Origin of the sequence: Aeromonas sp. R10-2, assembly GCF_040908445.1 — a bacterium.
GTDB lineage: Bacteria > Pseudomonadota > Gammaproteobacteria > Enterobacterales > Aeromonadaceae > Aeromonas > Aeromonas veronii.
Genome location: NZ_JBFODS010000016.1, coordinates 26,561 through 51,286, shown reverse-complemented (window position 1 = coordinate 51,286; position 24,726 = coordinate 26,561). Strand labels below are relative to the sequence as shown.

Genomic DNA, 24,726 nt, shown 5'->3' with positions numbered 1-24,726 from the left:
GATGAATGTGCGCGGATTTACTCTGATTGAGTTGATGATCACGGTCGGTATAGCCGCCATCTTGCTATTGGTCGGGTTGCCCTCCATGAGTCAGCGCCTCGCGGCCGAACGGCTCGATCGCAGCGCGACCGAACTCGCGTCAGCATACCGCTTTGCCCGCAGCGAAGCGGTCAAGCTGACCCTGCCGGTGGTACTGCAGGGCACCGAGAACGGTGGCTGGGAGGTGATGGCCGACAGCCAGCGGTTGCGTCAGGCATCGGCTCCCGGTGGCGGCGTGGTGATCAAGCCGTTTGACCCCATCCAGATCGCGCCAACCGGCAGCAGCAGCCACGCCGAGATCATTCTGGCCAATCGCCTCGGTGAGCAGCGGGTCCTTTGCGTGGCCCCGAGCGGCCAGCTGCTGCAAGGGAGCTGCTCATGAGATACGCCGCACTTGCCCGCCAGCAAGGCTTCAATCTGGTGGAGATCATGGTTTCCATGGTGTTGGCGGTGATGGTGTTTCTCGGTCTCGCCAAGGGGCAGGTGGTCTCGTTGCAGCAAGCGCATTACAGCTTGCAGAGCACCCTGGCCACCATAGAGGCGAGCAACAGCGTGGAGCAGATCTGGAGTTCGCTGTGCGAAGTGCAGCGCAAGCCCGAGCGGTTCACCCAGGCCGATTTTCTTGCCCGCTTCACCCTGCAGGATGGCCACCGGTTGGTGCTACCGAACCGTTATAGCGACAATTTTGTGGTCGCTATCGAGTGGCAGGATGAGCGGGTCTCCGGCGCCAAGCGGGTGGAGCTGAACGCAGGATTTCCGCCTTTATGCTGAGTGTCCCCTCACGGCAACGAGGCGTCAGTCTCGTCGAGCTGATGATCTCTATGGTGCTCGGTCTGATGCTGATGCTGGCGATTTTTGCCGGTTACGCCCCGATCAAGAGCACGGTCGAGCAGAGCAAGGCGTTGGAGCAGGCGAACGAAGTGCTGCGCTTTGCCACTCTCACCTTTACCAACAGCATCAAGCAGGCGGATCAGCTGATAGCCGTGACCCCTGATCGCCTGACGCTGGCTTTCAAGGTAGAGGGGGGCAATCAGGTGCTCTCCTGCCTTGGCAACCAGAAAACCGCCGATTTTACCGAGCAGTACCGCTTCACGCCGCCGGTACTCAGTTGCGATGACGGAGATGGCCCGCGCCTGTTGCTGGCCCATCTTCAGGATCTTGAATTCGGCCAGCAGGGTGCACTGGTCAATATCCGCATCTTGCCCGAAGGGCTGCCCAGCTATCTGGCACCGGGAGTAGAGGTGCAGGTGGCCCGCCGCAAGGCGGTCTGGGCGGCAGCGTTGGCCACATCCGGTGCCAACGCCACAGCAGGGGGAGCGGGATGAACAAGGGATTGCAGGGGCAGCGGGGAGCCGTACTGCTGGTGGTGCTGGTGGTGAGCCTGCTGTCGAGTCTGCTGGTGTTTACCAGCATTCAGGAGAACCAGTTGCAAACTCGCCTGAGCGGCAATTTTCACAAGAAGATCAATGCGCAGCTCAGTGCCGAGCAGGGGATGAACGAGAGTTATCGTGCCCTGCATCAGGCCCTTGGCGCCGAACCGCGGATAGAGTGGGCTCAGCTGGTGCAGAAGGTGCCAAGCAAGGGCGAAGGGGCCATGGCGGGTAGCCGCTTTAGCATCGAACAGCTGGATGCCTCCGCCGGGAGCAAGCTGGCATTGCAGAGCCATGGCCGCTATTTGGAGGGCAATGCCAGCCTCAATGCCCTGTTTGCCCTCAAGCGCGAGCCCGGCAATCTCATCTTTCAGGATTCGGTGGTGGTATGCGAAGGGCTCAGCCTCTCCGGTAGCGGTTTTATCGACAGCTATGACTCGCGTCAGGGCAAATATGGCGGCACCAACATTAAGCAGAATGCCAAGGTGGCGACCGTTAGCGACAAGGCCAATGTAGTGCTCGACGGCAATTCGCCAATTTGGGGCGATGTACGGGCGACGGGCTCCGTGACCCTCAACGGATCTTCCCCCATCTCCGGCAACGTGAATGCCGGGAGTGACGTCATTATCTCCCCCTCTTCTGACAAGATTGTCCGGGTCTCCGGCAATGTGAAAGGGGGCGGCAGTTTGACCCTGAAAGGGGGGCGCATTGGTGGTCAGGTTGCGGTCAACGGTAATGTCTCCATGGATTGGGGCACCAGCATCGACAGCGGCAAGCTCAATTATGGTGGCGCTGGTTTTTTTAAAGATCAGGAGAACCAGAAATATCTGGATCCCGAGTACCGCAACGATCCCAGGTTGCCACCGGTGGCCGGGCAGGTGTGTGACCCGCTCAATGTGGCCGCGTTGCCGAACTCTCCCAAGCTGGCCAATCTGCCGCTGAATGGCCCGTTGACGCTGGGTGCCACCCAGCAGATGGTGCTGACCACGGATCTCGCCACCGGCTCGGTCACCAGCAGCAACCAACACAAGCCCGGGCTGCCGCTACCCGGCAAGGGGGAGCTGTTTGGCAAGGAGCAGACCGTTTACCAGCTCGACAGCCTCAATATGGGGGCCGATGCCAGCCTCACCATCAAGGGGGATGTGGTACTGCTGATCGACAAGGATTTCACCATGACTGGCAGCAACAAGTTGACGGTGAGCGAGGGGAGCAGCCTGACCCTGATCGTCAGCGGCAAGGTTGATCTCGGGGCCGGTGCCGAGGTCACGGCAGCCAAACAGGGGCTGACCGCTGGCGGTATGCCCGCTATCTCCATCTATTCCGCGTATAGCGGCAAGGATGGGGTCAAGCTGTCGGGCAATACCCCGCTCTATGCCGCCCTCTATGCCCCGCTCACCGAGATGAAGATCAGCGGAAGTGGCGGCTTGTACGGGGCGGTGCGGGCCAAGCATCTGACCGAGAGCGGTGCGGGGGGGGTGCACTACGACGAGGCGCTGGGCATGGCAGATCTGGGGGACGCTCAGGAACCGCCTCCGACATTGGTACTGCGGCAGTGGCACTTTGTGCAGTGAGGCTGGCGAGCCGCTAAAAAGGATCGAACGGGGCGCGCAACTGTGAGATGGTGGAGATCTGTCCACCCAGCCGTTCACTGTTGAGGAGTGCTCCATGCCAGGCCCCGCTCGCGCCGGTGCCCTGATCTATGCCAAGGATCCGGGCCTGCTGACCCACTTTTACCGTACATTGCTGCAGATGGTGGTCTGCAGTCAGGATGAGCAGTTGGTAGTGCTGGAAAACAGCGATATCCAGCTGCTGATCCACGCCATTCCTGCGCCCTATGCCGGGCAAGTCGTTATCAAGCGGCCGCCGGAGCTGCGGGAAGAGGGGGCTATCAAGCTGTTCTTCACCGTCTCCAGCCTCGCCTGGGCAGAAGCGAAGGCGGCGGATCTCGGCGGCGGTTTGTTGTCACAGCAGTGGACGGGGCCCGGCTTTGTGGTGCGCAACGCCTTCGACCCTGAGGGTAATATCCTGCAACTGCGCGAGTTGCTGGGTTCCCCTGATCCTCTCTGAATTTTCTCTTTTTACAGCATGGTGGTGGCGGCCTGCTGTGCCATGCACCGCCATAAAAACGGGGCCTGTCATGGCCCCGTCTTGTTTTACCCGTGTAGCACGCATCACTTCAGATAACGCTGTTCCAGATGCTGGCGCAGCCAGTGCGGGTTGAGCGCTTCACCGGTGGCGCGGCGCACCAGCTCGTCGGTGCTGTGCAGACTCCCCTGTGACCAGATGTTGCGCCCGAGCCAGCCGAAGATCTCCGGCAGGCGGCCCGCCGCGATCACCTCACCCATGCTGCCCAGCTCTTTCTCGAGGGCAAAACGCAGCTGGGCGGCATACATGGCACCCAGGGTGTAACTCGGGAAGTAGCCGAACGAGCCGTCGGTCCAGTGAATATCCTGCATGCAGCCATTGCGGTAGTTGCCCTTGGTGGAGAGCCCCAGCCACTGCTGCATCTTGGCATCCCACAGCTCGGGGATGTCGGCCACCTCGATCTTCCCTTCCACCAGATCGCGCTCCAGCTCGTAGCGCAGGATTACGTGGGCCGGATAGGTCACCTCGTCCGCATCGACCCGGATAAAGCCCGGCTCGACCCGGCTGTAGAGCTTGGCCAGATTGTCCGGCGCAAACGCCGCCTGTTCGCCGAAGTGGTGACGAATGTGTGGTGCCAGCAGCGCGAGGAAGGCCGGATGATGGCCCAGCTGCATCTCGCAAAACAGGCTCTGACTCTCGTGGATCGCCATGGAGCGCGCTTCGGCCACCGGCTGACCCAGCAGATGGCGCGGCAGCCCCTGCTCGTAACGGGCGTGACCGGTCTCGTGCACTATGCCCATCAGGCTGGAGACAAACTCCTGCTCGTTATAGCGGGTAGTGATCCGCACGTCGGTCGGCACGCCGCCACAGAAGGGGTGACTGCTCACATCGAGCCGGCCGTGGGCGAAATCAAAGCCGAGCAGTCCCATCACCTCCTGACCGAGCGCTTGCTGGGTCGGGATGGGGAAGGGGCCTTGCGGCAGCAGCAGGGCATCGCCCTTCTGCTGTTCACTCACGGTCTGGATAAGAGCCGGCAGCCAGCTGGCGAGATCGCCGAAGATCTGATCGAGCCGCGCGCTGGTCATGCCCGGCTCATAGAGGGCCAGCATGGCGTCGTAGGGGCGCACGCCAAGCGCATCGGCCCGCAGTTGCGCCACTTCACGGGAGAGTTTCACCACTTCCTCGAGATTGGGGGCAAAACCGGCCCAGTCGTTGTTCTTGCGCTGGTTGCGCCAGGCGTGTTCGCACTTGCTGCCAGCGAGCGACAGCGCTTCGACCAGCTCACCGGGCAGCAGGCTGGCATCTTGCCACTGGCGCTTGATCTCGCCGAGGTTGGCCCGTTGCACTTCATCGAGCGGCTCACTCTCGGCGCTGGCAATCCAGTCACCCAGCTCGGGAGCGGTACGCTTCTGGTGGATCAGCAGACCGAGTTCGGCCATCGCTTCGGCGCGAGCATCGTTGCCCCCCTCAGGCATCATGGCCGCCTGATCCCAGCCGCAGATGGCGGCGAGGTGGCTAAAGCGGTGGATCTGTTGCTGATGTTGTTCAAGCTTTTGATATGACATGGGATTGTCCTTGTTATCGTCCCTGATGGTATGCCGCCCCGTACCTGGCATGCTCGGGGCCGTTCGATGCTAACACCGCCGCTGTATAGTTGACCACCATCATGCAGGCGGGCCAAAGGCGTAGTGGCGAGAGGCGGATTAGCCGAGCCGCTTCTGGTGCCGTTCGCGGTTTTCCGCTTTTTTGCGTTCGCTTTTGCGCAGCAGCACGTATAGAGCACCGCTGCCGCCGTGGCGACGCTCGGCGCTGTGGATCGCCATGACGGCGGGCAGTTGCGGCAACCAGGCGCTCACATAGCTTTTCAGCAGGGCACGCGGGGTGCTGCGCTCCCCCTTGCCGTGCAGGATAAGCAGGCAGCGGATATCCCGGACTTCACAATCCGCAATGAACTGCACCAGCGTCTGGCGCGCTTCGTTGAGGGTTTTCTGGTGCAAGTCCAGGCTGGCCTGCAGCTCGTATTTGCCGAGCCGCAGCTTCTTGTAGACCCCCTCCTGCACCCCATCGCGCTTGAAACCGACGATTTCGTGCGGATCGCGCATCTCGATGGCCTCCATGGTGAGGTGGTCGAGGGCGAGTTGCTCGGCGGTGGCAGCCTGACGGCGAGCGAGCTGCGCCTCGGTCGGGGCGGATTTGGCCGCATGGGGATGGATGTTGTCGCTGCGAATGGGCCGCACGTCGGCCACTTCATTCATAAATAGCGAGAGTTCGTCGTTATGAGACACGGCAGGCTCCCCATAAGAAAAAGTGGGGGCCATTATAACGGTCGCAACCAGCACAGAAAACGGGGAAAGGGGGAGGGGGATAAGGGAGGCCCAGCATGGATACCAGTGCAGCTTGGCTCGGGAATCACAGTCGCGAACCATAAAACAGCACAGGCGGTCAGTGTGAACTGCCGCCTGTGGTCAGAGGATTATTTTCCCTCTTTGGGTTGTTGAGAATGGGGTTGCTGTGAATGAGGCGGTTGCGAGTGCATCACCTTGTAGATGAAGTAGGCCGCGTAAGAGCTGATGAGCAAGAAGGTGCCGATAATCACCAGCATCGACATCAATCCCACGCTGTTGCCAAACATCAGGTCCAGCCAAAAATCCATTTTATTGCTCCTGTCACCCGGTTGATGACAGGCATGATAAATACCTCTTTGCCCCGTCCGGGATGATCCCGATCAACTCCCTTGCAGGTTGTTTAATAACCAGTGCAATCTGTGATCGTTCTCACTGGACTCCTTGCGACCGAGCCTGCACAGGGCCCGGTGTGGTGAGCGGGGTAATGCGCCATCCTTGCCGTTCCAGCAACGCCAGCAACCCCTGTTCGCCGTAAAGGTGCAGGGCGCCTACCACGATAAAGCTCTCGTTGGGCAGGGTGGACCATTTCTTCAGCCAGTTGTGATTGCGCTCGGCCAGCAGGGTCTGCTCCATCCAGCTTTGTAGCGCAGGCGGGGCCATCTCCTCCTTGAGCAGATTGATCAGTGTCGCCTCATCTCCCTGCTGCCACGCCTTCATCACGGCGGCGAAACCACTCTCCAGCATTGGTAGCTCATCCAGGGTGCTGGCGAGCATCAGGGTCTGGTTGTCACCCACGCTGGCCAGATAACCGAGTTGTTCCAGCAGGGTTTCAAAGCCCACCACCGGTTTGCCCTCTTTGGCGGCCCGGGTGGCAAAGTGCTGATCTATCCCGAGTTCACTCTTGAAGTCGGAGCGGGCCATGGCGGCCTGGGTCAGGGTAATGGCGGCAAACCAGGGGCGCAGGGTGGCGAGGGTCGCCTCGTCGATGCCATAGCGGGCGCCTGCCATCAGAGTGCGTTGATAGAGCTCGGCAGGCAGATGATCCTTGAGCGGTTTGCCATCCACCAGTCGGGTGAGAGAGCCGGTCTGTTGCCACTGATCCGGCGTGATGCTGTTCATGTCCACCTCCATCACCAGTGCGCGACTCTGCAGCCAGGCACGCTCGACCGGCTCGGGCAGAGGATAGAGGGCTGGTTTGCCCGCATGGATGGAGCCCAGCAGCCAGTGTTGCTGGTTGCCCTTGCTCACCCGATAGAAGGCGGGATCGGCAAAGGCGTGCAGCGGTAGCAGCAGGCAGAGCAGGAAGGCAAAGAGGGTGCGATGAAATCTCATGGGGATCCTTAATATGCGCCGGGTGACTTCTCTTGCTGACAATAACTCCTATGATAAGTCCTCATTTCAGATAACCAAGAGGTTTGCCATGCCCCATCTTCGTTTTCGCGCCGTGGCGCTCGAGACCCTGCAACAGGTGAGCGGCCCGCTGCTGGCCGAGCTTTGCGAGCTGACCGGCGGCAAGCCGGAGTTTGTCACCATGGAGCGGGTGGAGAGTTGCTGGATACGCAACGGTGAGCCAGAGACGGGTTTTCCGTTTGTCGAGCTGCACTGGTTCGAGCGGCCACAAGAGATGCAGGACGCCGCCGCGCGCCTTATCACGCGCCATTTGAAACGGGTGCTGGGGGAGCAGACCTATGTGGTGGTGCAGGTGATCCCTCTGGTCAAGAGTGCCTACTACAGCAATGGCGAGCACTATTGAAGAGAGGGGCAAACCAGGTCGGCGGGACGGGTGATGCCGTTACGCAGCTAACTCTACATGGGCCACCTGATGCCCACCGTCAATTACGGGATCAGGCCGATTTTGCCAGCAGTTTATCGAGCCAGCGAGTGGGCAATACCCGTCGCAAGAAGGCAAACAGCCGGGTCGGAGTGGTCACCGGATAGCGTGCCTTGGGATGGGCGTGGGTCAGCGCATGGAGCAGCGGCGGGATGCAGGCTTCGCTCGGCAGGGTAAAGCCGCTGGTTGCTCCCTCTTTTTCCAGCCGCGTCAGGGTCTGGCGGTAGGCCGACTGATGACGGCTCTGGGCCGGATCGATGTGCCGCAAGAAGGCGCTGCGGGCATTGGCACGAAAACGGGTATCGATGGGGCCCGGTTCAATCAGGCTGATATGTACCCCGCTACCCGCCAGTTCGAGGCGCAGAGTGTCGCTATAACCTTCCAGTGCAAATTTGCTGGCGTTATAGGCGCCGCGATACTTCATAGCAACCAGTCCCAGCACCGAGCTGTTCTGCACTATCCGCCCCTCTTTGGCCTCCAGCATCGGCGGCAGCACCTGTCGGATCAGATGGTGCCAGCCAAACAGGTTGGTATTGAACTGCTCCCTGAGCGCTTCGGTGGGCAGGTCTTCCAGCGCCCCGGGTTGGCCATAAGCGCCGTTGTTGAACAGGCCATAGAGGCGCCCGCCTGCTAGATGGAGCGCCGCACTGGCACCCAGTTCGATGGAAGCTGGGTCCGCCAGATCCAGCTGTACCGCCAGCAATCCCTGTTGCTGCAGACGGGCCACATCTTCCGCCTTGCGCGCCGAGGCGATCACGGTAAAACCGTGCTGCCCCAGCGCCTGTGCGGCGGCGAGGCCAATACCGCTGGAACAACCGGTGATCAGAACAAATCGCGACATGGTGACATCCTCGTCATGGCAGGTCTGTAGGTGTGTTGAATCCTAACCCAAGGGTGGATGTTAACCCGCTGATCAGGAAAAAGAAAACCGGGCCAAGTAGCCCGGTTTGCTGACATGGTATTGCCTGATTACATGATGGTAAACGGCATGATGATGTGGAACTTGACGTCTTTTTCGGAGGCGAAGATGTTGGGATACTCGGTCCAACCACCTTTTTGGGTGATATCGTTGTTATAGTCGGTGTAGTGCAGCTTGAACAGGGTGCCTTTCAGCTTGCCATCCTGCACGGTATAGCTGACATCGAAGTTGGTTGCCCACTCGGTATCTTCACCGTTGGTGGCTTTAGTGCCATCGCCTTTCTCGATATCCCAACCGTAGGCACCGGATACACCGACGGACCAGCCAGGGGCGCCAACCAGATCATCCAGCGAACGGGTGACACCAAAGAAGACGGCTTTCTCGTTGTTGGCGTTCCAGTCGGAGCGGGAGTCCCACCAAATTTCGTTGGCGCCTTGGGAGTTGCCGTAGCCACGGGTCAGGCGGGGCAGGTAGTTGCCTTCCGCACCTTCAGCCTTGGTCCACAGCCCTTCCAGACGGAAACCGTACTGGGCGTAGTTCCAAGCTGCGGTCAAAGCCTGCTGCCATGCGAGTCCGTCATAGGTTTCGAGTTGTGAGCCATCACTAAGAGTTGTTTTGGTATCCGTCTCAGAACCGTAGAATTGGTAGCTGGTGGAGAGGCCACCCAGCACGTCAAACTTGTGGGCCAGTTTGACGTGGTAGCTATCCATATAGCCTTCGGACTGACCGAAAGAGCCGGTCACAGCTGTGCCGTTCTCGAAGGTGTAACGGGCTGCGATACCGTGGATATAATCAATAACGTTTGCATCGGAGAACGGGGCGTGCCATGCCTTGCCACGCGAGAAGACCTGGGTCTCTTTGTACCAAGGTGACTTGTACTCATCTGCTATGGCATAGGTCAGATAGAGACCGCCGAAGTTGCCTTCAACTTGGCCACCACGATAGGTACCCGGTTGATAGGACCAGTTAACACCGATCTGACCTGGGACATACAGCTGGGTATAACCACCCTTCGCAGTGATGCCACCATCCATGAACTTCAGCTTCATCGCTGCGTTGGAGAGGCTAAAGCCATTCTCCGGAGAGCCATCTTTAGCGTTGTTGCCCCAGTTGCGACCTGCAAACGAGAATTCGTTTTCTTGGTTCACTGCATGATTTTCTGATACGGCCAAGTCATAAGCACCAAAGCCGCCAACATCTAAACCGACTACATCCCATGCGTAACCAGAGTTAAAGTTAAGGGCAATTTGCGCAGTGGCATGATTAAGGTTGTTCTCGTACTGCCCTTTGTGACGCGACGGGCTGTAGTTTGAATCGCCAGGTTCACCGATTTGACCCATGTTGGGATTACCGTCAATACGCTCACGGTCACGCTGGAAGTAGAAGATACCGCCGGTCAGTTTGGAGTCTTTAACGAAGGTTTCATAGGACTGGCCGTATTCCGGGCTCATCATGTCCTGAGCTGCCAACGCCATACCGGGGGCGACCAGAGCGGCTACCACAGCGGCACTCAAAGCGGCGCGCTTGAAGATCACTTTTTCCATTTTAATTGCTCCTGATTTTATGGACTTAGCTTTTTTTTCCGGCAGTTGGCATCGGGCCTACCGCTCGGTATTGGCATTGCAATCAAAACCCCGAAGGGCAAAAAATCTTGTCTTGGCTACCTGCAAACCCGGATGTCTTGGCACATCTGTAGTTGGCAGTCCTGATCATCACATGTTGTTTTTTATGTTCCGATTCTTGGCTATCGGACAACCCCAAGAGTACGTTCGCGGTGCGAAATATCAATGAAAAGTTCCCTCAACGTTTCAAAAGTATGACCGAGTGCAAATAATCATGGGCAAGGTCGTAAACAGCCTCATGGCAGGTATCACGGTGATGAGAGCGTTTTCTTGAGGCTGCGGGCAGCGCCAGTGCGGGTTTTCATCCGGTACGGGGGACGAGGTGTCAGTTAACCTGCCGATAACAGATAATTTTGTGCTACAAAAAAACTTTCCCTCTGGTCGAGGGAAAGTGATCTGGCAAAGATGTGGGGCGAATAGGGTTCAGCCTTGCTGGCCGAGGATGCGGGGGATCTGTTGCGCCTGATGGTGAATATGGGAGGAGACCTGCACCGAGAGCTGACTCACCTGACGAGCATGCTGATGGATACGGGCGATCAGATCGGCAAAACTGGCCAGCTTGTGTTCCTGACTTTTGGCGTTGTCGGCCCCCTGCAGGGCGATCACTGCGGTGTTGCGGGCGATCTCCCGCACAGCCTGGGTAGTCTGGCGCAGTTGTTCCGCCTGCGCCCGCTGGCGGCTTGATTCGCTGGTGATCCGGTTCAGTACAGTGCCAAGTTGTTCGCCGGATTGGGTCAGGCGCCCCAGAATATCGGTGATCTGGTTGAGGGATTGCTGGGTATTGGCCGAGAGGTGGCGCACCTCATCGGCGACCACCGCAAAACCGCGTCCCTGTTCCCCTGCGCGGGCCGCTTCGATGGCGGCGTTGAGGGCCAGCAAGTTGGTCTGCTGAGCGATATGACCGATCACATCGACAATGGCCGTCACATCGGCAACCGAGCGGGTGAGGGCTTGCAGCGCCTCATCGCTCTCGTCAATCGCCAGTCCGGTCTGATGAGTGGCGTGTAGCATGCTCCCCACCAGATCTTCGCTCTGGCTCATCGCCTGTTCGTTATGGTGGGCATGCTGGGCGATGTCGGCGGCGACCTGATGGACCTCTCCGGCCAGCTGGTTCAGCTCATCCATCATCTGGCCGCTCTCGTCGACCACCTGTACGGTGGTGCGGGTGCTGTGGTGGATCTCGTCAACCTGACTGACCATCCCTTGCAGGCTGAGGGATACCGCTGACAGCTGCCCCTCTTTTTGTTGTTGGTCCAGTTGCAGGCGACCGATCAGCCGATTGTAGCTGGCAACAATATCGGCCAGCTCGTTGCGATCGCGCCCGGCAGGCAACGGCTCGGCCTGCCCCGTCTGATCAAGCTGCATAAAGGCTCCGCGCAGTCGCAACAAGGGGGTGAGCAGCCAGCGTCGTTGCACCAGCGCAAACAGCAGGGCGACTATCACCAGACAGAGCGCCAGCGTGCCGAGGATGGTGGCCAGCTCCTGATTGACGGCTTGCCGTTCGTGGGCAAGTTGTTCCCCCATCTGTCTGGTCGCTTGCAACATCGCCATGATGTCTTGCTGCACGGTCTGGCGGCCAGCCTGTTGTTGCTGAAGCGCCGTGCGGCTGTTGGCCAGCTCCTGCGGATAGCGGCCCAGCAGCGAGCGTAATTCGCTGCGCGGTTGATCTCCCAGCTCCTTGCGCAACGGCTCCCCCAGCGTGAACTCATCGGCGGGCGCCTCTTCATACAGGCCGAGCAGCGGCAAGACTTGCAGCGCTTGCGCCTGTTTTTGCAGTGCCTCCAGCTCGAAGCGGATCCCTTCGAGCATCTTTTCATTGCCCTGCTCCATATAGCTTTGGCGCAAATGGGCGAGGCGCGGCAGGCCCGCCAGGATCTCGGCTGCGCCGCTGCGATATTGCTGTGCCGCGGCAGATTGTTCCGTGCTGGCGCCTTGCTCCCCATAGCGGATCAGCGCCATGGCCTGGCTGCCCAGCTCACTCTCAGCGTTTTGCAGCAGCAGCTGGCTGTTGCCCGAGAGCTTGCCTGCGGCCTGATAGTCGTGCGCGATGCGCTGCGCCATCTGTTCGAGTTGCTGTCTGAGCGGGGCCGCCACGGCATCATCCTGAGCGGCCAGCGAGGAAAGCGCTTGCTGACGGACCTTCTCCGCTGCTGTCAGTTGCTGTGGATCGCCGCTGTTGAGGTAGTCACGCAGGCTGTTTTGCAGGCTCACCGTCACCAGTTGTTGCAGCGTCTCGTGCTGATGCTGGGCCTGATTGGTGCGGGCAAGCTGTTGCCAGCCGAGGTAGAGGGCCAGCGCCTGTCCTCCCGCAACCAATAACAAAACAAGGGAGGAGAGGGTGGCGTAATGGGCGATTTTCACGGGGTAATTCCTGTCGGCACAGACTATGGGGGAGCGTGGCCCGAGCCTAAACAGGGATGATGGCGTTTTTATGACAGCATGGTCAGGTGGCCCTATTTTACCGACTTAACTGGCTGGGGATGCCAGTGCGCTGTTGCGTTGGCCAAGCATACCGAGCAGGGCGCCGCCCATGATAAGTGCACCGGCCAGCAGATGGCGCGAGGTCAGCGTTTCTCCATTGAGCAACACCAGCAGCAAGGTACTCAGCAGCGGTGTCAGGTAGGCAAGGGCACCGATCCGGCGTGGATCGCCGTCTCGCAGTGCCAGATACCAGGTCACAAAGGCCGCCCCCATCGGGCCCAGCGCCAGCCCGATGATCAGCCACCAGTCACTGGTGGGGATCTGCGCGAGTGGCAGGGGCCCCTCCAGCAGACGGGCGAGCAGCAGAGCCAGCAAACCAGCGGGCAGGCAGGCTGCCGCAGTGACCACGGCAGGGGCTGGCGGCAGACGGCGTGATAGCACCGAATAGGCCCCCCAGACGACAGCCGCGCCCAGTGCCAGCAGGTATCCCGGCAGATAGACCTGCTGCAGTTGCAGCTCGCCATTGACCATCACCAGCATGGAACCCGCCAGACCAAAGGCGCCAGCCAGCAGGTGACGGGCATGGAGTGGATGGCCGGGCAACAACAGCGGGGTGAACAGAATGATGCAGAGCGGCCAGAGGTAGTTGATGAGGTTGGCCTCCAGCACCGGGGCATGGCGAAAGCTCATAAAGAGCAGCAGATGGTAGAGCAGCAATGCCGTAACCGTCACCAGCCAGGTAATAGGGCGAGCGCGCCATTGGCGCCAAAACGGCAAGGCCCCAACCCCGCAGAAAAACAGCACCAGCCCGACCAGCACCAGCGGTGACACGCTGGTGACCCGTGACGTCAGCGCCGCCAGTGAAGCCCACAGCACAATGGTCAGCAAGGCAAAACCGGTGGATCTATCCCACCAGGAACATCCGGACATCCAACACTCCTTTGCAAGATGAAACAGGGCTTGGCCTCACAGACAAGCCGAAGAGAAGCAGTCTATCAGAGAGAGCACATGCTCTGAACGCAGAAAGGAGAGGGCCATTACGGTTGGATGGTCGGATTCATTGTCGCCAAAAACGACCAAGGGGTTGGCATCGTAATGATGCCAACCCCTTGTTTTATATGGCGCTCCCGACTGGAGTCGAACCAGTGGCCTGTCCCTTAGGAGGGGACCGCTCTATCCTGCTGAGCTACGGGAGCTGTGTGGCGGGCATTATACAAGAAGCAACTCCCTTTTAAACCCTTGATTCTTATTCCAATACTGCCAAATCCCCATTCTGGATGTTAAACGGCGAATATTTGTTCTGGCTGCTGATGATGGCTCCATCGTCGAATACCTGCACCACTTCGAACAGGCCGTCGGCCGGGTTGCGCATCATGCGCGATTTGCCGTAGGGGTCGATGAAGTCGGCGTTGTGCTGGATGCGGAACTGATCGCCGAGTTTGACGCCGTTGCGCCGCCCCAGATTTATGTAGGGGCCACGTTCGTTCTGGCCGACCACCCGGGCGGTGACCGGGGCACAGGTGAGCTGGGCCACCAGATCCTGGGCGGCCTGCTGCAGCTGGTAGTTTACCTCCTGGCCGTAGCTCGACTGCCAGAACTGGCCGCTGTTGCTGCCCACCTGATCCCGTTTGCCAAAGGTCCAGGTGGCGCGCCCTTCATAGACCTTGCGGTTGATCAGGCTGCCGTTGATGCCGTCGAACAGGTAGAGCTGCATGCGAAAGTTGCGGACGGGATCCTGATACCAGCTGGTCAGCTGGTTACCCTGCGGTTCGATGGAGAGATCGTCGATGCTGCCGAGTACCAGATACTGGCTGTCGGTGCGCAGGCTGAGCGCCTTGATCTCCTCGAGGGCGCTGCGATCTCCCTGTTGCAGGTGAAGCGGGTCGATGCGCAGGTTTTCGTCCAGCCACTGGCGCACCGCCACCCCTTGCTGGGCGTTGGCGAGGGTTTCGAACAGCCGGCGCGAGAGGTTTTCCGGCATGTCGTCCATGGCGCCGTAGCTGGCCTGATCGGGGTAGCGCAGGCGCAGCCTGACCAGTGTCAAATCCTTGGCGAAGTGCTGGGTCTGGCAGATCTGGCGTTCGGCCTGAATGTCGGCCACCAGGGTGATGTACATGCGGCCGTTGCGCACCTCTTCCCGTTTGAGGCGGTACTGGCGAATGTCGCCGCCGGAGCGGATCTGGATCTGTTCGGATCGCAGGCTGCCATTTTCCAGACGCTGCACGCTGGAGACGGCGGCGCCGCTGGCCAGCAGCGCTTGCCGCAGGGCATCGCGAGTCGCCTGTTCGCGGGCGTAGACTTCATCCCCCCCCAGAATGGCGGCACTGCCCTGCGCTTCGATAAGCTCGGCGCGGGCGCTCAGGCTGGCCAGCAGCAGGGTCAACAGCAGCGGTAATTTCATAGCAGATACCTTGATTAGGCGACTCGCAGCCTCTTCTCTTGAAGAGGGCATGGCGGGCCGACATGGATCACAACAGTTGTTCGATGGCGTTTTTCTGACCATCCGCCAGAGATTGGCTTAACAGCGAGTGTTTCAGCAAGAATCATGCCTCATTCCCGGCTCAAGGTTTGGCCGACGCGTCCGATAACAAATCAGGTGCAGATACAGGAAAGGTATCCATGAACAAATTCATCACGGCGTTGGCGCTCGCTCTGGCATTGGCCGGCTGCGGCTCCGACCCTATCAATCGGGATCAGGGTGATCCGCGTCAGGCGGCGCAGGGGATGGAGCTCAACTGGCTGGTGGCACGCATGACCGATCAGCTGATGGAGCGCAAATCGCTCTCCACACTGACCGATCCCATCGCGGTAGCCTCTTTTGTCGATCTCGATACCCTGCAGGATACCAACTGGATGGGGCAGCAGATTGAGGAGAGCTTTATCTACGAGCTCAACCGCCGCGGCGAGGTGGTGGTGGACTTCAAGCTGACCGGCAGCATCAAGGTGACGCCGCAAGGGGATTTTGTGCTGAGCCGCAACTACAAGGAGCTATCTCCCCGTCTGCCCATCTCGCGCATTCTGGTCGGCACCTTCAGTCGCAACAGCAAGGGGGTTCTGGTCAACGCCCGCGTTATCGACATGCGCACCAAGATGGTGGAGACCACGGCCCAGAGTCTGATCCCGCAAAAATATCTGTTCGGTGCCAACAACTCGTTTGGTCGGGCATCGATCAATCGCGGTTATCTGATGCGTGACAGTCAGGCCCGGCCGGGCGGTCATCTGGTCAACCTGACCCCGTGAGGAGCGAGTCATGAAGATCCTGTTTGGTTGCCTGTTGGCACTCTTGCTCACCGGTTGCAGCTACAACCGGGTGGTGGATTACACCCAGGGTGGCAAGCCCGATGATTTTCCGGTGCTCAAGGCGGTGGGCTATGCGGTGATCGACATCCAGCCCGGCCCCTCCCAGTCGGAGAAGATGCTGCAAGCCATTCGCGCTTCCAAGATGGATGCTTATCGCGAGCTGGCAGAGCAGCTCAATGGTCAGCAGGTGCGCGGCCAGAGCAGCTACCGCGACTTGACCCAGACCTCCAATTCGCTGGATGTTTCTGTGGCGGGGGTGGTGCGTGGTGCCCGAGTGGTGGCCTCCTATCCGCGTGGCAATACCTATGCCACCGAGATGGAGCTCGATACCCGTGCCCTCTACAACATCAACCAGCTGATGGCCGGTCAGTTCTGAGTTGATGGGCTTGCCGTGAAAACCGGCATCAAAACAAAAGGCGAGCAGGGTGCTCGCCTTTTGTCCTTGTGGGCTGGTTAGCTCCCCATCAGCACCGGCGGCACTGCGGTGGGTTTCACATCCTCGCTCGGGTAGCAGCCAAGCACCTTGATATAGCGGGTGATCTTGGTCAGCTCCACCAGTGCGGCCTGCATCGCCGGGGTCTGCAGGTTGGCGGAGACATCGAGATAGAACATCTCTTCCCACGGGTTGCCCTGCACCGGACGGGACTCCAGTTTGGTCATGTTGATCTCGTGGCTGCGTAGTACCAGCAGCGCCTCGACCAGCGAACCCGGCTTCTGGGAGGTGGACATGATGAGAGTGGTCTTGGCCGGGATCTGCGGTGCCACATCGATGGGCTTGCGCGCCACCACGATAAAGCGGCTGTAGTTCTCTTTCTGGTTGGCGAGCTGCTCGGCCAGCACATCCAGACCATACAGTTCGCCACCGGCGGCGCTGCCGATGGCGGCGGCCTCCGGGCTGGCCAGTTCTTTCACCTTCATCATGGCGCTGGAGGAGGAGTCGCAGATCTCGTGGCGTGCCCCTTCCAGCTTGCTCAGATAGTGGGAGCACTGCTGGAACACCTGCGGGTGGGCATAGAAGGTTTTGATGCGACTCAGCTCGGTCGGTACGGCGGTGAGGATGCAGTGCTCGATGGGGTAGGTTAGCTCGCCGACGATGGAGAGGCTGGTGTGCTGCATCACATCATAGACTTCGTTGATGGAGCCAGAGCTGGTGTTTTCGATGGGCAGCACGCCAAAGGCGGCGCGGCCAGACTCCACCGCATCCAGCACTTCACGGAAGTTCTGGCAGTTCACCTCGATCACCTGATCCTTGTAGCGCGCCAGATATTTGCGGGCGGCCAGGCTGGAGTAGGAACCGCGCGGCCCCAGATAGGCGACGCTGGTCATCGGCTCCTGCTGCTCCGGGTTGAGCAGGCTCTGCAGATAGGCCTGCTGGGAGAGCACAGAGTCTTCGATGATGGTGTGATAGATGCGAGTGATGTACTGGGCATCCAACCCAAGCACGCGCCCTTTCTGGATCAGGGCGACCAGCAGCTCCTGCTCCCGCTGGTGGTCACGAATGGGGCGCGGGTTGGCTTGCTTGGCACGGGCGACCTCGATGCTGAGGGTCTTGCGTTTCGCCAGCAGGGCAAGCAGCTCCTGATCCAACCGGGTGATGTCTTGTCTGATCTCGTCGAGCGTTGCCATGATTGTTCCCTATCCAAGTAATCGATTGATATTAATGCAAAAAAAAACCTCCGCTAGGGGAGGCTCGATTCGTCTTTGCTTTCTGTTCACACGACGACAGGCCTTCCCTCAAGCGGGCCGGATAAACGAGAAAGCAAAGAAGAATGGTGCGTGCATAGGTGTGTCCTTGAAGTAACGTCATAACCATTAAGGGATTTGCCGGTCTGATGCAAGTAAAACTTGCCCGCGGGCGGGGATGGGGGCAGGGTATCCGGTTAAGAAAATGGCATATGAGCGATGTTCTATTGACTCTGTTTTTATGACTGAAACCCAGTGTGGGAGGTAAAGACGATGGCGATTATTTTCGATCTGGGACGGGTGGTGGTGAGCTGGGATCCGGTAGGCATAGTGCGTTCGGTGCGTGGTCCGCAAGGGGCCGAACAGTTGGCCGAGCAGCTCTTTAACCACCCGGATTGGCTGGAGGTAGACAGAGGCACCATGTCGCTCCACACCATGGCCCGGGAAGCGCAAGCGCGCACCGGCCTCTCTGTGGCACAGAATCTGGCCATTTTACAGGCCGTTCCCGCCTCCCTGCAGCCAGATCCCGCTATGCTAACCCTGATAGCCGAGCTTCACGGGGCGGGGTACACCCTGTATGCCCTCTCCAACATGGGTCATGCCAGCATCGACTGGCTGGAGCAGCATCAGGATTTTTGGCGCTTCTTTAGCGGCAAGGTGGTCTCGGCGCGGGTGCGGATGATGAAGCCGGAGCCGGATATCTATCGCTATCTGCTGGTGTCGTTCGATCTGAAACCGGCAGAGTGTCTCTTCATCGATGACAGTCCCGCCAACATTGCGGCCGCCGAGGCCCTCGGTATCAGGGGAATCGTCTTTACCGACGCGGCGAGTTGCCGCCAGCAACTGGGTGAGCTGGGCTGTTTGCCCGCCATCGGCAGGGGGTGATGCCCCTCTAGGAGCACTATGGAGCATGGCCGGTTTCGCAATTGGCTCAGTCATTATCCCGAGGCGACCCTGATCATCGCCTGCAAGGATGGCAGCGGTTATCAGCTCTGTGTTGAGGCAGAAGGGGAGTGCCTCTGCCTGACCGACAGCGAGGGAGGGCGCTTGACCTTCACCTCGTTGGATCAGGCGCAGGGTTTCTTGCGAGCCCATCGGGTTCACCAAGCAAGATTACGGATTTATGACGCCCAAAATGAAGATTTAGCAGCAGAATCACAGGAAATAATCATCAAGTTTTAATTTTAACCAGACTCTTTAAGGGTCTATTCAGTTTGTTTGCCGCACAATACTGCACCTGTTCATCATCCGGAGCTGTTTAATGGGTGCCAATGTAGTTGTACTGAATCAGGGATATGATCACTCTTTTAAAGCCAGGGAACAGCTGCTGATTGAGCGACTGGCAAGTTTTGACGAGCTGGTTGTCTCTTTTTCGGGACGGTTGGAATCCTGCTACAGCATCGAGCTGTGCCGCGCTGCCGGTGTGAAAATCCACGCAATTACCCTCGATAATCCGACCCGCAGTCGCAGCGAAGTGGCCCGAGCCCGCCGTTATTGCCAGCGTTATGGCATCGATCACTGGGTCATCAAGAGTGACGAGATCGTCTTTTGCGATCGCCTGCCAAATATTGAAGGGCTGATCGACCCGGTTCGCCGCATTGGTGAGTATGTGCAGACTCGTCCGGAATGGACTCATCTGCCGTTGCTGGTTCCGGCAGCGGTGGAGGAGCGTGATGATTATCTTGCCCAGTTCGGGTCTCTGCCTGCCAACTCAATCTGGTTTTTTGCCGACAATGGATTGATGCGTCGCGATTATCGTTACGGCTTCAACAAGCGTCAGCTCGGTCGTTGGGGCAAGGGGAGCAACGGTTGCCTCAGCAATCGCTTCACCAATCCACGGCAGCTTGAGCAGCGTTATCTGCGAATGGTGGATCAGGCAGAGCAGATGCTGGCCGACATGGGGCTGGACGAGGCACAGGTCTTTTTCCATACCCTGTGTGACTGCTCCACCACCCTGGCCCGGGTGCGTCTGCCCGAGCATCAGCGTGCACAGGCATTTGATATGCAATCGGATATTTTGTCTGCCCTCAAGGGGAGCAAGTTCGATCTGGTGACCCTGGATATGGCACAGAAAGAGCGGCACGATCTCGCCATCTAGCCTGCGGGCAAGCGATGCGGGTGCCAGAACGTGAGTGCTGTCATAGGCAAGGGGCGACGGGACTGTTTATACTGTCGCCCTTTCACCCGTTACCGAGCTTCGCCCTATGAAACCCTTCTCCCGTCTGCTGATTGCCCTGTGCCTCTCCCCCGTATTGGCGCAGGCTGCCCCTCTTTCTCAGGTGACGCTGCCCGATGGCCGGCAGGTTCAGCTCAACGACGACTTCACCTGGGAGTATCTGGTGGTCAAACCGGCCGAGCCTGTGCAGGGCGTGGCTGCCGATGGGAAGGCTGGGGCCGTGGTGGCCGTCGCGGCCCCGGTGTTGACCGATCAGGCCAAGGCCAATCCGGACCTGCTTGCCCAGATGGCGCGTGACGGTGTGGTGGTCAAGCTGGACAAGATCGAGGGATCTGACCCGCTGGTGCTGACCTTTATGGTGAGCAATACCGGTACCCGCAATGTAGTCGGGGTGCGTGGCATGGTGACCCTGTTCAGTGCTGACGGGGTGCAGCTGAGCCGTCATGAGGCCCGCTTCTGGGTTGCCGAGAACCGCCTGCCGGAGACCTATCTGCGCAAGGGGCAAGCCCGTCCGTCGCTGGCCCTCGAGATCCCCCGTCCTGCCGGATTGACCGGTCAACCGCTGGTGCGGGTCGAAATTGACGAGGTGGTCTTCCGCTGATTTGGCGTTGTTCCGGCCCATGCAAACCGTGTGGGCCGGCAACTTGTTGCCGCTGACACCCCCTGCAATATCTGCTTACATCTGACATGGTTCTGCAACAGCTTGCAGCTCGGCAAGTCGGGAACCTGATCGCACAATGACTCCATACCAGCTCGCTAGCAACGGGCCCAATCACATGGAGTTATCATCATGAAAAAAGCAACTGTCTCTCTTCTGGTTCTGGCCGGGTTTGCCTCTACTTCCGTCATGGCGCAGGATGCCTTCAGCTACGCCAAGGGCGCGGCTACCTGGGCGCACACCAAATCCGACTATCTCAGCGGTACCTTCAGCAATGACAGCAAAGGAACCCGTGATTTTGGCGGTCTGAGCCTGGATCTCTCCAAGAGCTTCGGCTCCAATTTCTATGGTCGCGGCAGCACTGAATACACCTCTCGCAGCAACGGCAACGACAGCATGTCGATCTCCAGCATCGGTGTCGGTGTCTTTACTCCGCTGAGCACGGGTCTGAACCTCTACGGTGAAACCGGTGTGACCGGCTACATGCTGGAGCGTGAACTTGCCAGCGACATCGCTAACAAAGGGTGGGATGCTGTTGCTCGCAAAGATAGCGGTAGCATGTACGGTGAAGTGGGTCTGCGCTACGACATCGGCAATGTCGAGCTCTCCACTGCCTACCGCTACGCCAACATGACCGACGATATGCACGACTTCAAGGTGGGCGGTGCTTACAAGCTCAACCAGAACTGGGCGCTGACTGCCGATTACACCTATCGCAACTGGGATCTGCAAAAAGGTTCCATCTCCAGCCTGGGTGTGAAGTACAGCTTCTAATCCCCCTTCCCGTAGTCCGTAGTGTCTTGTTTTTTACCCATGGCGTTCGCCATGGGTTTTTTCTTTTTCCGGTGATCCCTTTTTTCTCCTTGTGTCGTATCAGTCGCAAATAGTTATACAACTTTCATTTTTTTGTATAACTGCTATAACTGAATCAATGCTTATACAAGGAGCGTCATCATGTACAAGATTAAAGTCGGTATCAGTGCCTGCCTGCTGGGACAAGAGGTACGTTTCGATGGGGGCCACAAGCGCTCCAGCTTCTGCGAACGGGATCTTGGCGCTCACTTTGACTATCACCCCGTTTGTCCCGAGATGGCCATTGGTCTAGGGGCGCCTCGCGCCGCCATCCGGTTGGTCAAGCGTCACGGCGAGATCCGCGCCGAGGCGAGCAACGGCAGCTTCGATGTCACCGAAAAGCTGATCGCCTTCAGCGAGCAGAAGGCACGTCAGCTCGACTTTATCTCCGGTTATATCCTCTGCGCCAAATCCCCCAGCTGCGGCATGGAGCGGGTCAAAGTCTATGGCGCCAACAACGAGGGGAGCGCCAAGGAGGGGATTGGCCTGTTTGCCAAGGCGTTGATGGAGGCCAACCCCCTGCTGCCGGTGGAAGAGGATGGTCGGCTCTGTGATCCCATCCTGCGGGAGAACTTTGTGCTGCGGGTCTTCGCTTACCACGACTGGCAGCAACTCTGCGCCCGCGGCATTACCGCCTCTGCGCTGATCCGCTTCCACTCCCGTTACAAGTATCTGGTGCTCTCCCACGCCACCACCCACTACCGCATCCTCGGCAAGCTGCTCGGCAATCTGGGCAAGTCCACCAATTTGCAGGAGGTGGCCGACAACTACATCAAGGGATTGATGACGGCGCTGACCCTGCGAGCCAACCGCCGCAGCCACACCAATGTGCTGATGCACCTGCAGGGCTACTTCAAGCGAGTGCTGACCCCGGCCCAGAAGCAGGAGCTTGCCGATACCATCGACAAGTACCGCACCGGCATCTTCCCCTTGCTGGTGCCGCTCACCCTGATCCGCCACTACCTGCGCGAGTACCCCAACCCCTATCTCGCCGAGCAGGTTTATCTCAATCCGCACCCCGATACGCTGAAATTGCGTTACGGGCTCTGAATCCGTTCTGTTGCCCCGGCGCATGGTTTGCGCCGGGTAGCCTTACTCCTTTGTTTGATGGACGTTGTCATGTCTGATTTACCGCAAGAAGTTGCTCCTCTGGCTGATGAGGGGATCTACCCCATTCGCGAGGTCTCCCGTCTCACCGGCGTCAACGCCGTGACCCTGCGCGCCTGGCAGCGCCGCTACGGTCTGGTGCAACCGGCCCGCACCGAAAAGGGCCACCGCCTCTACAGCGAGCAGGATATCCGCCAAATCGGCGAGATCCTGAGCTGGCTGGAGCGGGGAGTGGGTATCGGGCAGGTGAAGGGGCTCTTGAGCGAACCCCATTCCGAGCCAGTGAGCGATCACTGGCAGCAAACCCTGGAGCAGTTCAGTCAGGCGCTGCTCGCCTTCAACCAGCGCAAGGCGGAGGCTGAACTCAACGATCTGCTGGCGAGCTACCCGTTCGAGCTGGTGCGCAGCCGGATACTGCAACCGCTGGTGGAGCGGCTGCTGGGGCTGTGGCGCGAGCGGCCCGATGGCGAGCTGCTGCAACAGGTGTGGCTGGGCTGGCTCCATACCCGCTTCGCCCGCCGCCTGATCGAGCAGGAGAAGGGCGTGCCGATCACGCTGGCGAGCTGGGGACAGGTTGGCCCCCTCGATCTGGTCTGGGCCGCCTACGAGCTGATCGGTCAGGGCTATGAGGTGCAACTGCTGGGGGCGGTGGAGCCGCGCCATGCCAGCCTGCTGGAAGGACGTGCAGCCACTCCCTGGCTGGTGCTGCTGGGGGCCGGGCTTGGCAAACAGGAGCTGGCCGCCGGGTGGCCCGTAGGCACGCGCCTGTTTGGTGAGCTGGGGCGCCTCTACGACGATGAGTGGCTTAAAGCCTATGGCTGGCAGGCGAGCCTTGCCGAGCTGATGGCGGATGCCCCAGATGCTGCTGGCACCAGCGGACGCGGGAGGAAAAAGTCATGAAACTGGTCTGGTTTCGCAACGATCTGCGCCTTGCCGACAACCCGGCGCTGCGGTATGCCTGCGCCGGTGATGGACCGGTCGCCGCGCTCTTTATCATCTCTCCTACCCAGTGGCGGCAGCACAAAATGGCCCCCATCCGTCAGCGCTTTATGTTGGCGCAGGTGGATGAGTTGGGCCGCGAGCTGGCGGCGCTTGGCATCCCGCTCCATCTGCTGCGAGTGGAGACTTTTGCCGAGGCGCCCGCTGCGCTGGCAAACCTCTGCCGCGAGCTGGGGGTGACCCAGCTCTACGCCAATCAGGCTATCGAGATCGATGAGCAGCGCCGCGACCACGCCGTTACTGCCGCGCTGGCAGAGCAGGCGGTGAGCTGTCACTGGCTCAACGGCTGCTGCGTATTGCCGCCGGGGCGGGTGCTGACCGGCTCGGGTGAGATGTTCAAGGTGTTCACCCCCTTCAGCCGCGCCTGGCTCAAGGCCCTCGACGAGGAGGGGTTTGTCATTCATCGCGCTCCTGCAACACGGGGCGAGCCACAGCCGTGGCAGCCGCTGGCCGAGCGGGCGTGGGTTGATGAGGCGCTCGGCGAGCTGACGGCTGATCCCCGCTGGCCAGTGGGGGAGGTGGAAGCTCTGCGTCGTTTGAACATTTTTCTGGAGCAGGCAGTGCTCGACTATGGCGAGACCCGGGATTTTCCTGCCATCGCAGGCACGTCCGTGCTCTCCCCCTATCTGGCGGCGGGCATCATCAGCCCGCGTCAGTGCGTGGCGGCGCTCCAGCAGCGGCTGGGCTATCGACCCCAGTCCAAGGCCCAGCCCGGCTTTGTCTGGCTCAATGAGCTCATCTGGCGCGAGTTCTATCGCCACCTGCTGGTACTGGTCCCGACCCTCTCCATGAATCGCCCCTTCAAGCCCGAGACGGCGGACTTGCCGTGGAGTTGGGAGCCGGATGCCTTCGCCGCCTGGTGCGAGGGGCGCACCGGCTACCCCATCGTCGATGCGGCGATGCGTTGTCTCAACGCCACCGGCTGGATGCACAACCGGCTGCGAATGATAGTGGCGAGCTTTCTCACCAAGGATCTCCATATCCACTGGCGGCTCGGGGAGGATTACTTCATGAGTCGACTCATCGACGGGGATCTGGCAGCCAACAATGGCGGCTGGCAGTGGGCTGCAGGCACCGGTGCCGATGCGGCCCCCTACTTTCGGGTCTTCAACCCCACCACTCAGGGGCAACGATTTGATCCACAAGGGGAGTTTATCCGTACTTGGGTAACTGAACTGGCCGATATTCCTGCCGCTTATGTGCATCAGCCCCACGACTGGCTGCGACTCAAGGGGCGACAGGATTATCCGGCACCCATGGTGGATCACGCCGTTGCCCGGGTGAGAGCCATCGAGATGTTTCGCTCTCTGGAGAAATAG

The 24,726-nt window shown here is 59.7% G+C and carries 26 protein-coding genes, 1 tRNA gene and 1 other annotated feature; of the genes, 16 read left to right on the top strand and 11 right to left on the bottom strand.

What is annotated here, in order from left to right; genetic code table 11:
• Nucleotide 1: 1 nt before the first annotated feature.
• From AB5Y97_RS03095 to AB5Y97_RS03075, 5 genes are all read left to right on the top strand, one after another.
• Nucleotides 2-421 carry a GspH/FimT family pseudopilin gene (locus AB5Y97_RS03095; RefSeq protein ID WP_005349592.1) on the top strand — a complete coding sequence of 140 codons (420 nt, stop codon included), beginning with the start codon at nt 2-4 and terminating at the stop codon, nt 419-421.
• Nucleotides 418-810, top strand: coding sequence for a prepilin-type N-terminal cleavage/methylation domain-containing protein (locus AB5Y97_RS03090; protein WP_005338749.1), 393 nt, complete (start codon nt 418-420; stop codon nt 808-810). Before AB5Y97_RS03095 ends, AB5Y97_RS03090 begins: the two co-directional genes overlap by 4 nt.
• Nucleotides 804-1,364: a PilW family protein gene (locus AB5Y97_RS03085; RefSeq protein WP_064337178.1), complete on the top strand. Its 561-nt coding sequence runs from the start codon at nt 804-806 to the stop codon at nt 1,362-1,364. The genes AB5Y97_RS03090 and AB5Y97_RS03085 overlap by 7 nt, the downstream gene beginning before the upstream one ends.
• The gene (locus AB5Y97_RS03080; protein WP_368157234.1) at nt 1,361-2,980 is read left to right on the top strand and encodes a hypothetical protein; all 1,620 of its coding nucleotides are present in this window, start codon (nt 1,361-1,363) and stop codon (nt 2,978-2,980) included. Before AB5Y97_RS03085 ends, AB5Y97_RS03080 begins: the two co-directional genes overlap by 4 nt.
• A gap of 94 nt (nt 2,981-3,074) precedes the next feature.
• Nucleotides 3,075-3,476: a VOC family protein gene (locus tag AB5Y97_RS03075; protein WP_005358538.1), complete on the top strand. Its 402-nt coding sequence runs from the start codon at nt 3,075-3,077 to the stop codon at nt 3,474-3,476.
• 104 nt (nt 3,477-3,580) lie between these two features.
• Here the strand turns inward: AB5Y97_RS03075 and AB5Y97_RS03070 are convergent, their stop codons facing one another.
• The 4 genes from AB5Y97_RS03070 to AB5Y97_RS03055 all read right to left on the bottom strand — a co-directional run bounded on the left by AB5Y97_RS03070 (nt 3,581) and on the right by AB5Y97_RS03055 (nt 7,171).
• Nucleotides 3,581-5,059 carry a carboxypeptidase M32 gene (locus AB5Y97_RS03070; protein WP_368157233.1) on the bottom strand — a complete coding sequence of 493 codons (1,479 nt, stop codon included), beginning with the start codon at nt 5,057-5,059 and terminating at the stop codon, nt 3,581-3,583.
• A 138-nt stretch (nt 5,060-5,197) separates the two neighbouring features.
• The gene (gene smrA, locus AB5Y97_RS03065) at nt 5,198-5,779 is read right to left on the bottom strand and encodes a DNA endonuclease SmrA (RefSeq protein ID WP_005338734.1); all 582 of its coding nucleotides are present in this window, start codon (nt 5,777-5,779) and stop codon (nt 5,198-5,200) included.
• Between the two features lie 188 nt (nt 5,780-5,967).
• Entirely contained in the window at nt 5,968-6,147 is a 180-nt protein-coding gene (locus AB5Y97_RS03060) for a DUF3149 domain-containing protein (protein ID WP_005338733.1), read from the bottom strand.
• A gap of 121 nt (nt 6,148-6,268) precedes the next feature.
• Entirely contained in the window at nt 6,269-7,171 is a 903-nt protein-coding gene (locus AB5Y97_RS03055) for a TraB/GumN family protein (RefSeq protein ID WP_110303364.1), read from the bottom strand.
• Between the two features lie 88 nt (nt 7,172-7,259).
• Here AB5Y97_RS03055 and AB5Y97_RS03050 point away from each other — a divergent pair, with 88 nt between their 5' ends.
• The gene (locus tag AB5Y97_RS03050) at nt 7,260-7,592 is read left to right on the top strand and encodes a DUF1904 family protein (protein WP_159157514.1); all 333 of its coding nucleotides are present in this window, start codon (nt 7,260-7,262) and stop codon (nt 7,590-7,592) included.
• A gap of 91 nt (nt 7,593-7,683) precedes the next feature.
• On the opposite strand, the gene AB5Y97_RS03045 is transcribed toward AB5Y97_RS03050, so the two are convergent.
• The 6 genes from AB5Y97_RS03045 to AB5Y97_RS03020 all read right to left on the bottom strand — a co-directional run bounded on the left by AB5Y97_RS03045 (nt 7,684) and on the right by AB5Y97_RS03020 (nt 15,033).
• Nucleotides 7,684-8,511: an SDR family oxidoreductase gene (locus AB5Y97_RS03045; protein WP_368157232.1), complete on the bottom strand. Its 828-nt coding sequence runs from the start codon at nt 8,509-8,511 to the stop codon at nt 7,684-7,686.
• 128 nt (nt 8,512-8,639) lie between these two features.
• Nucleotides 8,640-10,133, bottom strand: a complete 1,494-nt coding sequence (locus tag AB5Y97_RS03040; protein ID WP_182962977.1) for an OprD family outer membrane porin — start codon at nt 10,131-10,133, stop codon at nt 8,640-8,642.
• Between the two features lie 501 nt (nt 10,134-10,634).
• A complete protein-coding gene (locus tag AB5Y97_RS03035) occupies nt 10,635-12,572 on the bottom strand; it encodes a methyl-accepting chemotaxis protein (RefSeq protein ID WP_368157231.1) in 1,938 nt (645 codons plus the stop codon).
• 105 nt (nt 12,573-12,677) lie between these two features.
• Nucleotides 12,678-13,562 (bottom strand): DMT family transporter, encoded by an 885-nt coding sequence (locus AB5Y97_RS03030; protein WP_201945739.1) that lies wholly within the window; start codon nt 13,560-13,562, stop codon nt 12,678-12,680.
• 189 nt (nt 13,563-13,751) lie between these two features.
• Nucleotides 13,752-13,828: transfer RNA gene (locus AB5Y97_RS03025), tRNA-Arg, on the bottom strand.
• Nucleotides 13,829-13,878: 50 nt separating this feature from the next.
• Nucleotides 13,879-15,033 (bottom strand): flagella assembly protein FlgT, encoded by a 1,155-nt coding sequence (locus tag AB5Y97_RS03020; RefSeq protein WP_201945738.1) that lies wholly within the window; start codon nt 15,031-15,033, stop codon nt 13,879-13,881.
• Between the two features lie 218 nt (nt 15,034-15,251).
• Between AB5Y97_RS03020 and AB5Y97_RS03015 the strand changes: the two genes are divergently transcribed.
• A complete protein-coding gene (locus AB5Y97_RS03015; protein WP_201945735.1) occupies nt 15,252-15,872 on the top strand; it encodes a FlgO family outer membrane protein in 621 nt (206 codons plus the stop codon).
• Between the two features lie 10 nt (nt 15,873-15,882).
• Complete coding sequence (locus AB5Y97_RS03010) at nt 15,883-16,308, top strand: LPP20 family lipoprotein (protein WP_005349622.1); 426 nt, start codon at nt 15,883-15,885, stop codon at nt 16,306-16,308.
• Between the two features lie 77 nt (nt 16,309-16,385).
• Here the strand turns inward: AB5Y97_RS03010 and pheA are convergent, their stop codons facing one another.
• The gene (gene pheA / locus AB5Y97_RS03005) at nt 16,386-17,558 is read right to left on the bottom strand and encodes a prephenate dehydratase (protein ID WP_005343631.1); all 1,173 of its coding nucleotides are present in this window, start codon (nt 17,556-17,558) and stop codon (nt 16,386-16,388) included.
• Nucleotides 17,559-17,596: 38 nt separating this feature from the next.
• Nucleotides 17,597-17,718, bottom strand: a sequence feature (Phe leader region).
• 170 nt (nt 17,719-17,888) lie between these two features.
• On the opposite strand from pheA, the gene AB5Y97_RS03000 reads away from it, so the two are divergent.
• From AB5Y97_RS03000 to phrB, 8 genes are all read left to right on the top strand, one after another.
• Nucleotides 17,889-18,500 carry an HAD family phosphatase gene (locus tag AB5Y97_RS03000; RefSeq protein ID WP_201945733.1) on the top strand — a complete coding sequence of 204 codons (612 nt, stop codon included), beginning with the start codon at nt 17,889-17,891 and terminating at the stop codon, nt 18,498-18,500.
• An 18-nt stretch (nt 18,501-18,518) separates the two neighbouring features.
• Complete coding sequence (locus AB5Y97_RS02995; RefSeq protein WP_005338699.1) at nt 18,519-18,797, top strand: DUF6482 family protein; 279 nt, start codon at nt 18,519-18,521, stop codon at nt 18,795-18,797.
• A 79-nt stretch (nt 18,798-18,876) separates the two neighbouring features.
• Nucleotides 18,877-19,713 (top strand): hypothetical protein, encoded by an 837-nt coding sequence (locus tag AB5Y97_RS02990; RefSeq protein ID WP_201945732.1) that lies wholly within the window; start codon nt 18,877-18,879, stop codon nt 19,711-19,713.
• A 106-nt stretch (nt 19,714-19,819) separates the two neighbouring features.
• Nucleotides 19,820-20,392 carry a DUF3157 family protein gene (locus tag AB5Y97_RS02985; protein ID WP_107682474.1) on the top strand — a complete coding sequence of 191 codons (573 nt, stop codon included), beginning with the start codon at nt 19,820-19,822 and terminating at the stop codon, nt 20,390-20,392.
• Nucleotides 20,393-20,581: 189 nt separating this feature from the next.
• Entirely contained in the window at nt 20,582-21,223 is a 642-nt protein-coding gene (locus AB5Y97_RS02980; protein WP_110303325.1) for an autotransporter, read from the top strand.
• 180 nt (nt 21,224-21,403) lie between these two features.
• Nucleotides 21,404-22,351 carry a DUF523 and DUF1722 domain-containing protein gene (locus AB5Y97_RS02975; RefSeq protein ID WP_040096502.1) on the top strand — a complete coding sequence of 316 codons (948 nt, stop codon included), beginning with the start codon at nt 21,404-21,406 and terminating at the stop codon, nt 22,349-22,351.
• A gap of 69 nt (nt 22,352-22,420) precedes the next feature.
• Nucleotides 22,421-23,308, top strand: a complete 888-nt coding sequence (locus tag AB5Y97_RS02970; protein ID WP_201945731.1) for a MerR family transcriptional regulator — start codon at nt 22,421-22,423, stop codon at nt 23,306-23,308.
• The gene (phrB, locus tag AB5Y97_RS02965) at nt 23,305-24,726 is read left to right on the top strand and encodes a deoxyribodipyrimidine photo-lyase (RefSeq protein WP_201945730.1); all 1,422 of its coding nucleotides are present in this window, start codon (nt 23,305-23,307) and stop codon (nt 24,724-24,726) included. Before AB5Y97_RS02970 ends, phrB begins: the two co-directional genes overlap by 4 nt.